10 protein-coding genes are annotated in these 8267 nt (G+C 40.3%); 3 read left to right on the forward strand and 7 right to left on the reverse strand.

The annotated features are described in order from the left end of the window. Positions 1 to 73: 73 nt before the first annotated feature. Entirely contained in the window at positions 74 to 949 is an 876-nt protein-coding gene (locus V7201_RS07575; RefSeq protein WP_335376202.1) for a DMT family transporter, read from the forward strand. Between the two features lie 70 nt (positions 950 to 1019). On the opposite strand, the gene V7201_RS07580 is transcribed toward V7201_RS07575, so the two are convergent. The 4 genes from V7201_RS07580 to V7201_RS07595 form a co-directional block, all read right to left on the reverse strand. Then, the gene (locus tag V7201_RS07580) at positions 1020 to 2411 is read right to left on the reverse strand and encodes an FAD-binding domain-containing protein (protein WP_335376191.1); all 1392 of its coding nucleotides are present in this window, start codon (positions 2409 to 2411) and stop codon (positions 1020 to 1022) included. Positions 2412 to 2496: 85 nt separating this feature from the next. Continuing rightward, the gene (locus V7201_RS07585) at positions 2497 to 3369 is read right to left on the reverse strand and encodes a DUF3307 domain-containing protein (RefSeq protein ID WP_335376192.1); all 873 of its coding nucleotides are present in this window, start codon (positions 3367 to 3369) and stop codon (positions 2497 to 2499) included. Positions 3370 to 3394: 25 nt separating this feature from the next. Further along, positions 3395 to 4144: a hypothetical protein gene (locus tag V7201_RS07590; RefSeq protein ID WP_335376193.1), complete on the reverse strand. Its 750-nt coding sequence runs from the start codon at positions 4142 to 4144 to the stop codon at positions 3395 to 3397. A 208-nt stretch (positions 4145 to 4352) separates the two neighbouring features. Continuing rightward, positions 4353 to 4790 carry a peptidylprolyl isomerase gene (locus V7201_RS07595; protein ID WP_335376194.1) on the reverse strand — a complete coding sequence of 146 codons (438 nt, stop codon included), beginning with the start codon at positions 4788 to 4790 and terminating at the stop codon, positions 4353 to 4355. Positions 4791 to 5241: 451 nt separating this feature from the next. Here V7201_RS07595 and V7201_RS07600 point away from each other — a divergent pair, with 451 nt between their 5' ends. Continuing rightward, positions 5242 to 5727 (forward strand): VanZ family protein, encoded by a 486-nt coding sequence (locus V7201_RS07600; RefSeq protein ID WP_335376195.1) that lies wholly within the window; start codon positions 5242 to 5244, stop codon positions 5725 to 5727. 1 nt (position 5728) lies between these two features. Beyond that, entirely contained in the window at positions 5729 to 6181 is a 453-nt protein-coding gene (locus V7201_RS07605; RefSeq protein ID WP_335376196.1) for a GNAT family N-acetyltransferase, read from the forward strand. 34 nt (positions 6182 to 6215) lie between these two features. Here V7201_RS07605 and mug read toward each other — a convergent pair whose 3' ends face one another. The 3 genes from mug to fdhD form a co-directional block, all read right to left on the reverse strand. Beyond that, positions 6216 to 6728, reverse strand: coding sequence for a G/U mismatch-specific DNA glycosylase (mug, locus tag V7201_RS07610; protein WP_335376197.1), 513 nt, complete (start codon positions 6726 to 6728; stop codon positions 6216 to 6218). 48 nt (positions 6729 to 6776) lie between these two features. Then, a complete protein-coding gene (locus V7201_RS07615) occupies positions 6777 to 7022 on the reverse strand; it encodes a hypothetical protein (protein WP_335376198.1) in 246 nt (81 codons plus the stop codon). Between the two features lie 124 nt (positions 7023 to 7146). Then, a complete protein-coding gene (gene fdhD, locus V7201_RS07620; protein WP_335376199.1) occupies positions 7147 to 7971 on the reverse strand; it encodes a formate dehydrogenase accessory sulfurtransferase FdhD in 825 nt (274 codons plus the stop codon). Positions 7972 to 8267 lie beyond the last annotated feature (296 nt).

Genomic DNA, 8267 nt, shown 5'->3' on the forward strand with positions numbered 1-8267 from the left:
TTGAAAGAAATAAACTGATACAGGTTTAAATTGGATGGTTTTTTAGAGGTGATGACGCTTGAACATAAAAATTATGGCTGCACATGCGCTGATCATTCTCTTTTGGGGTTCAGCATTCGCCGGTATACGGCATGGTCTAGAAGGATATTCACCTGAACATTTATCGCTGCTAAGGCTTCTGGTTGGTTCCATTGCCCTTGTGATTTATGCCGGGAAGACAAAGATGAAATTACCAGAATTAAAAGATTGGCCTGTTATTTTTTTATTTGGATTTCTTGGATTTGCGGTCTATCAGACTGCTCTTAATATTGGTGAAAAATCTGTCAGTGCAGGAGCTGCAAGCCTGCTCATTTCTACATCACCAGTCTTTATTGGTTTGTTAGGAAGGCTTGTTTTTAAGGAGCGAACCGGTAAGAGGTATTGGATGGGAGCTTTCATCAGCATAGCTGGGATTCTCCTTATTTATCGGGGCTCAGGCGGAGAGCTGGAACTCGGTTTAGGTGTCATTTTGATATTGATAGCTTCTCTATCCGAATCACTTTATTTTGTTTTCCAAAAAAAGTTCTTAAATAAATACGGGGCGCTTCCTTTTACAGCCTATACGATATGGGCTGCGACTCTTCTCATGCTCGTATACGCACCAGGTTTGGGGGCACAGCTGGCTCAGGCTCCTGCCGGGGCAACGGCAAGCGCCATATACCTTGGATTATTCCCTACTGTGATCGCCTATTTCGCTTTAGCTTACATTACTGCTAAATCAGGAGCTTCTGAAGCAGCAAGCTCATTGTATTTAACGCCTGCTGCTACGTTCATCATTGCTTGGATATGGCTCGGTGAAGCACCGACAATGACGACACTGTTCGGTGGGATGATCACACTCATCGGGGTGTCATTTACCTACTTCAGGGTGATCAGGACAGAAATTGAAGAAGCAAAGGCGTCATGTTAAATTGCCATTAGCGTTTATTGATAATCGATCTTGCGTTTCATAGATGGTTATATTCAACCATCATAATATTTTATAAATCAAAGGATAGCTGCTCTGTTTCTCCAGCCTTTTTTGGTGACAGGGCAGTACTTTCATTGTTTATTTCCTTTTCAAACTGGAGCTTGGCATTCTTGTTCATTTTCACTGCATCCACCATTGGTGTTTGATACCCTAGCTTGTAAAAGCCTGGGTATAGCCACGGTTCATGTATGAATTCAGCAGGTACATTGCTTAATTCTGTAACGTATCTGCGAATGAACGCCCCGTCGGGATCGTGTTGTTTTCCGAATTTTATGGGGTTAATCATTTTCACTTTATGCTTTTCAAATAAACCAGCCTGCTTTTGTACATAAAAATTGTGAATCGCCGGCTCGTAATCCAAAAACAACTCAGCCAGTGCTATTGAAGGTTTTCGGCAGTCCAGCAGCAGTGTATTGCAGATAAAAGAAATGACCATTGCCCTTAAATTGAAATTTAACCAGCCGGTTTTATGGACACTCCTCATCGCTGCATCTATTATCGGGATTCCTGTTTTCCCATCTGCCCAGCGTTGGTACCATTCTTCATTCCATGTTTTCTTGATTGCGCTCCTTTCTGCATTTACCGGATATTCTTTCGCAAGATGAATAATTTTTGCTCGTGTATACAGCTTTGATAAGAACTCTTCAAATTGACGCTTTTCTTCATCACTGCAAGTTTGCAGCCGTTCAATGGTCTTTTGATAAATCATCCGCTCTGAAATATTTCCCCATGTCAAATATGCCGACAGCCTGCTCGATGATAAGGATGATGGCAGAGGTTTGTCGTGGTTGATGATATAATTCGCAAATCGCTTCTCAATAAATGATTCCAGCGTTTCTATTGCTTTTATTTCACCGCCCTGTTGACCAAAACGAATCTTGCTGCCATTCACCTTATAGTTTCGGAACCTTTTAAAATCAGTAAAAAGAATTTCAGGTATAAATGAAGGTTTCTCTATCCTTTTTGGAACATCAATGATCGGTTTCTTTAGATTGGCTGTCCACCGGCTTTTAAATCCCTTTTCTGAAACATTTACAAATTCCATACCATAGGTGAACAATTTCTGGTTATTTTCATTAACCCATTGGCTGATACGGCTTTTTTTAATTGCATCGGTATGGGCATACAACGTGATATATTCATATTTGTTCAGCAGTTCCGATAGCACAGTCTCCATTTCACCAACTGCAAAAAATAACTCTCCTCCGATTTCCTGGAGTTGCACTGACAACTCTTCCAGGCTTTCAAGGACAAATTGAAAATGGCGGGCAGAGAGCTCGGTTTCCCTCCAAACAGAAGGTTCAATCACGTATAAAGGCAAAACCTCCCCGATTTTGGCTGCTTCTGCTAATGGCTGATGATCAAATATCCGTATATCTCTTTGAAAAAGAACAAGATTCATCGTTAATCACTCCATTTTTCAATCCACATATACTTTTTACCCTTTAAATAAAATGGCATCCCAAATGGCTGCCATTCATTTATTCCTAATTAAGTACTTCTCTTAAAAGGATTCCAAATACAATTCCCAAAAACATCGATGTTAATGTTCCAAGCAGAAAATATTCCGCCCAGTCGCGGTCATCCATCTGCTTGAAACGTGCGATTGATTTGGCTGTCACAATGAAGGCGATTGCGGGATAAGAAGCATAATATGTAAGAAGGATAACGAGCAGGCGTTCTATATAACCAATCAGCTTCCCACGCGATAAGTCATGTTTGTTGAAAATCATATAACTGTATTGTTCAGACAGCCCTCTTTCTCCATTGCTGTTTTTAAGGTATTCGCTTTCCTTCAGGTCATTTTTAAACGTATATTTTCCCTCAAAAGTTAGAAGCTGGCCTGGCAGGGATCCGAGCAGAATCCTGATGATATGTCCACTCACTGTGGTTCCTAAAATTAAGATGATCACAAGGAACAAAATTGTGTTTAGCGCCCCAATCTCGCCCCCTTCTCCCATGAGGAGTTCTGAAAGTCTATCAAGAATTGAAACTAGCGGGATTTGATAAAATAACTGTAAAGCTATTAAAATCGTCACCAGATGCAATAGCTGGTCAAGCACAAAAAACCATAATTTATTTAAGTTTTCACTGTTGGTATATTGATCTACAAGCTTAATTTTAAGCAGGTCAATAAAAAAATGAGTACCTGTTATGAAAAGAACTGGCCAAATGATCGCTGTTAAAGGGTCAGTCCCTTGATCATTCAAATACCATGCTAAGGACAGGACGGCAGCATTAACAATTAAATGGTGAAACAAGTGTTTTTTAATATTCTTCAGTTTGTCATTCACCATGTTATCTGTCTGCAGGTAAAAATCCGCTATTAAATGCGCAATGATTAAACTTAATAAAAGCATGCCGACCCCTTTCTGCAGTTAAAGCCTATAGATTAAATACATCGTTCAACAGACCTTTCACATGCTTTCTAATATTTTCTTCGAGCAATTCTGGATTACACTCCGTCGAAACACCAAACTCCTTTGTTTGAAGCGAAGCCAATACGCGGGAAATTTCATGATAACTGCCAAGCACGAGTTCGCTATGGCCCTTTTTAAAGTGACTATAAATAGTAGGCGCTGACCTTTCAAGCAGCTCTGCGATCACATTTTGCTTTTCATATACCAAGTACAGGGAACACACTAGCCGCTGGACATCCGTTTGCTGCTTGCTTAACGCATTCTGCAGTTTTAGCATGCCATTTAGTAACGTTATTAGTTCATGCGCATGTATGTTTCCTTTTAAGTCAAAATGAAATGTCTCTCTTTCCTTTTGCTTTTTTAAGAAGTCATTTGCCAGCCTTGCTTGTTTCACTACTGGATGAATCCACTTTTCAATATCGATTTCCTCTATACTTTTATCTATGCTGCCAAAAGCCAGTCCAAAATACGGCTTATTGTTCTCATACTTCCATAGACGACTTATGAAGAACGCGGTTACGAAGGCAGAGGCATAACCCTCCGCGAGGAAGATAAGCTCATCGCCTGAACGATGGCGTACCTGAATATGTCCATAACCATGAAACCATTTATTAATCCATTCCTCAATATCAGATAAATAAGAGCTCAGTTTCTCCCCTAGCTCAGCAGAAGAAGATTTAGATATATCCATGATAAAGATTGAAGCTGGCTGCATGGCCATTCCACCTAACATTAAATTAATTAGACTAATTGATATAATTTTATATAAATTAGATATTATAGTCAAATTTATTCAATATTAGACTTTCCAATATAACTATTTTATACAGCTCAGTACACTTTCATTGTAACAAGAGCATACGTTCGACACAATGGGTAGAAAAGTACAAAAAAAAGAGCCACAAGGGCTCTTCTATTATGTCCTATTCTTCAGTTAAGACAACCTTTTCCATTACATCGCCATTGCGCATAGCCTTAGCTGCTTCCAGGCCAGAAGTAACCTTTCCAAAAACAGTGTGAACACCATTTAAGTGCGGTTGTGATTCATGTACGATAAAGAACTGGCTGCCGCCTGTATCTTTTCCTGCATGCGCCATAGAAAGCGAGCCTGGTACATGTGTATGTGGGTTGCCTTGCGTTTCACATTTAATTGTGTAGCCAGGACCGCCTGTTCCCGTTCCGTTAGGGCAGCCACCTTGACTGACGAAACCTGGAATAACACGGTGGAAAGTCAAACCGTTGTAGAAGCCTTCGTTTGCAAGCTTTTCAAAGTTTGCAACTGTTCCAGGAGCCTCATTTGGGTATAGTTCAAATTCGATTTTCTCACCATTTTGCATCTCTATGTATCCTTTTTTAGCCATGAAAATCATCTCCTTATGTTAAAATCACTGTTATCATAACACTTTTTTAAATAAAAATGAAAGTCATGTACCCTTCCATCGTTAAAAATGTATTTTTCGCCCTGTTTTGTGTTAAAATAAAAGTGCCTCTGCCGAACATTCGCTTGTTGCGGGACACTTAACCACTGTACGGACGGCAGGGGCCCTGCTATGCAGGAATACATATACATGACCAAAACCTTACAGGAATTCTTCTGTAAGGTTTTTTATATTACTACTTTATAGAAATCTCTCTATTAAGTCTTCACCTCTTCCCTTAACTCTGAACTCTATATGACGTAATTACCTCTCAATCAACTATAAATCATAAATTCCTGGCAATAAGTTTCATAAAAAGAATAGTATATATAATTGGATGTTTAAAGTCTGGTAAAATGAGAATTAACTATAAAAGTACATATAAGGAGGGTATATGCTAAATCAATTAGAATTTAAAAATAAAAAGTGGACGATTGCGATTGCTTATGCCCTGTTTGGACTTTACGTGATCATTGCAGCGGCACTGTTATTTTTCAGCCCATACAGGCAGGCTGCCTACGAAATCAATTCTTCAGGAACCCATCCATACAATATTATTCCATTCAAAACGATCAACAATTATATTAAAGCATCTTCCCATATCAACCAGAATATCTGGATATCGAATCTTTTAGGCAATGTGCTTGCTTTTCTTCCTATGGGGTTCTTCCTTCCTTTGCTCTTTAGAAGGTTTAATGGCTTCTGGAAAACGGCAGGTGCGGTCTTTTTAGCGACATCTTCAGTGGAAGTCCTGCAGTTTCTGACCCGGGTAGGCAGCTTTGATGTGGATGATATCATCCTGAATACAGTAGGCGGCTTCATCGGCTACCTTTTATTTGCGATGGTTTTAAGGATTATGCAGAAAAGGGTGAAAGAATAATATGATCATTACACCGCTTAGAAAGGATGAACATCCACCCTGGGATTTGCTTCTACTGGCAGATCCATCTGAAGATATGGTTTCAGCTTATTTAAAAGGCGGCTACTGCTATGTTGCAGAATTGGACAATTCCGTTGTAGGGATAATCGTTCTGTTTCCAAAGTCGAAAGATATAATTGAAATAAAGAACATAGCCGTATCAGAATACTTGCATGGGAAAGGAATTGGCAGCAAGCTGATCAAGCATGGGATTGAAGCTGCAAAAGAAAAGGGCTTTAACACTGTGGAGATTGGGACCGGCAATTCAAGTATTAGTCAGCTAGCGCTGTATCAAAAAGCCGGCTTTCGGATTATCGGGATTGACCATGACTTTTTCGTTCGCCATTATCCCGAACCCATCTACGAAAACGGAATCCAATGTCGGGACATGATCAGACTTTCGATGCAAATTTAAAAGGCAATCCTCATACAACGGGATTGCCTTTTCATTACTTCAATTTCCCAAGCAAAGCTGGTATCTCTTTATAGATGCCCACAACTTTATCCATCTTCATTCTGACAAGCCCGCTTGAAGAAGGAGCAACAAAATCAATCGTTCCAGAGACTACGGATTCCTCTTGCCTTCCCCAATGCAGTTCTTTCTTGCCGCTATATTGCTGATAAACTCCCTTGCCGACAAAACAAACGATTTTCGGATGGTATGTTTCTATTTTTCGCTTTAGCTCCTGCTTGCCCTGAAGATATTCTTCTTTCGTTATTTCATCCGCAGCTTTAGTTGGTCTTGCCACGATATTTGTCATCCCGTAGCCTAACTCCAACAGCTTATAATCTTCCGTTGTCACATACTTTCTAGGTGTAATCCCTGATTCAAATAGAATCCTCCAAAACCGGTTATTAGGGTTTGCATAATGATGGCCGGTTTCGGATGAACGGATACTAGGGTTAAACCCCACAAAGATGACATCTAAATTCTTGCGCAGATGATCAGCAATCGGTTCCATGGCTCTCCCCCCTCTAGCTTCAATCATTTTCTATTGTGTTATACGGCCTCACCAATACCGAGGTGGCAATTCATTATTTTTACAAATTCCTTTAAAAATTTTCAAATGAAAAAGAAATTCATCATAATACATTGCTTCGGCACTTTCAAAAGAATAAGCATTTGAAAGGTTATCTAAAAGTTCAGCATCTATAATTTCCCCAAGCCCGCTGAGCCACATTTTATAACCGTGTCTTTCATAAACATTCGATAAGCCAGCCCAATCAAACATATCTTCAAGTTCATGCTCTTCCATTCTATCACTCCTCTGTATTCACCTCCATTTTTCCAAAGTACATCGTTCATTATACTTAAAGTAAAATCCGGAATGATGACAAAATGAGACGAAAGCTCCACTTACCTGCAAGAAAAAGCCGAGTTTATTTAACCCGGCTTTCTGGAAGTGTATATTTAGCATCCGCTATACGTTCAGGATGAGTATAAACGTTTAATGATCGATTTCGGATGAAGCCGATTGTCGTGATTCCAAGACTATCGGCAAGCTTAAGGGCGAGCTCAGTTGGTGCCGACTTAGATAAAACGATAGGACATCCTATTTTTGCGACTTTCAGCAGAATTTCAGATGAAATCCTCCCGCTGAAAACAATTACTTTATCATGAATCGGAATGTCGTTCTTCAGGCAATGGCCATAAATTTTATCCAGGGCATTGTGCCGGCCGATATCCACCCTTGAAACCACAGGCCCGAACAAATTGCACAAAGATGCATTATGGACACCGCCTGTATTTTGGAACAAGTCAGCAGCGTCCTGCATCTCCTCCATCAATCTAAAGCAATCCTTTACCTCGATTTCTGTTTTGACTCCATGAAGCTTTTTCGCTGTAAGAGCATCGTTGGCAAATACAAAACTTGAGCGGCTTGCTCCGCAGCAGGAAGTTAAATAGCGCTTCCCCTGAAGGTTTTTATAATAAGGATTTTCCCTGTTGGTTTTCACGTGTACGAAACCCTCTTTTTCCTGGATCCATATATCATCAATATCAGTGAATTTTCTTATGATCCCCTCTGAAGCAAGATAGCCAATGACCATTTCTTCGATGTAGTCAGGGGTACAAACCATCGTGACAAATTCCTGTCCGTTCACCTTAACCGTGACAGTATATTCGGTCACGATACTGTCTACCATTCTTTCGGCCTGGCCATCTCCAAAACGAAGAATTTCCCTTTTGACTTCGACTGGTTTCACAGCAGCCATCCCCTCTAATTAAAGTTTTTCCTAACAGTCTTTTACTTTTAACCAAATTATGAAGCTTTCAAACTTGCAGCTTGTCATTAGGAACCTTCCTTGCACTGTCTTTGCGTAAAGAACAAAAAGCGCAAGCGCCTTGGTCAGCCCCGACAAGCGCTGGAGGGCCGACCAGTGAAGTCGTTCTTTGACTTCATTGGGCGGACCGAAGCGACTCGAGGGGCTAGGCGCTGGAGCTGGACATTTCTCGAAGTGAATTTTATACTTTCTTATCTTTTAACGAAAACCCGGCAGAA

Source organism: Bacillus sp. JJ1122, assembly GCF_036964885.1.
Lineage (GTDB): Bacteria > Bacillota > Bacilli > Bacillales > Cytobacillaceae > Mesobacillus.

Bases quoted from the DNA above. Each gene is read 5' to 3' on its own strand.
- V7201_RS07575 (WP_335376202.1), top strand. From the start codon at position 74: ATGGCTGCACATGCGCTGATCATTCTCTTTTGGGGTTCAGCATTCGCC.
- V7201_RS07580 (WP_335376191.1), bottom strand. From the start codon at position 2,411: ATGAATCTTGTTCTTTTTCAAAGAGATATACGGATATTTGATCATCAG.
- V7201_RS07585 (WP_335376192.1), bottom strand. From the start codon at position 3,369: ATGCTTTTATTAAGTTTAATCATTGCGCATTTAATAGCGGATTTTTAC.
- V7201_RS07590 (WP_335376193.1), bottom strand. From the start codon at position 4,144: ATGCAGCCAGCTTCAATCTTTATCATGGATATATCTAAATCTTCTTCT.
- V7201_RS07595 (WP_335376194.1), bottom strand. From the start codon at position 4,790: ATGGCTAAAAAAGGATACATAGAGATGCAAAATGGTGAGAAAATCGAA.
- V7201_RS07600 (WP_335376195.1), top strand. From the start codon at position 5,242: ATGCTAAATCAATTAGAATTTAAAAATAAAAAGTGGACGATTGCGATT.
- V7201_RS07605 (WP_335376196.1), top strand. From the start codon at position 5,729: ATGATCATTACACCGCTTAGAAAGGATGAACATCCACCCTGGGATTTG.
- mug (WP_335376197.1), bottom strand. From the start codon at position 6,728: ATGGAACCGATTGCTGATCATCTGCGCAAGAATTTAGATGTCATCTTT.
- V7201_RS07615 (WP_335376198.1), bottom strand. From the start codon at position 7,022: ATGGAAGAGCATGAACTTGAAGATATGTTTGATTGGGCTGGCTTATCG.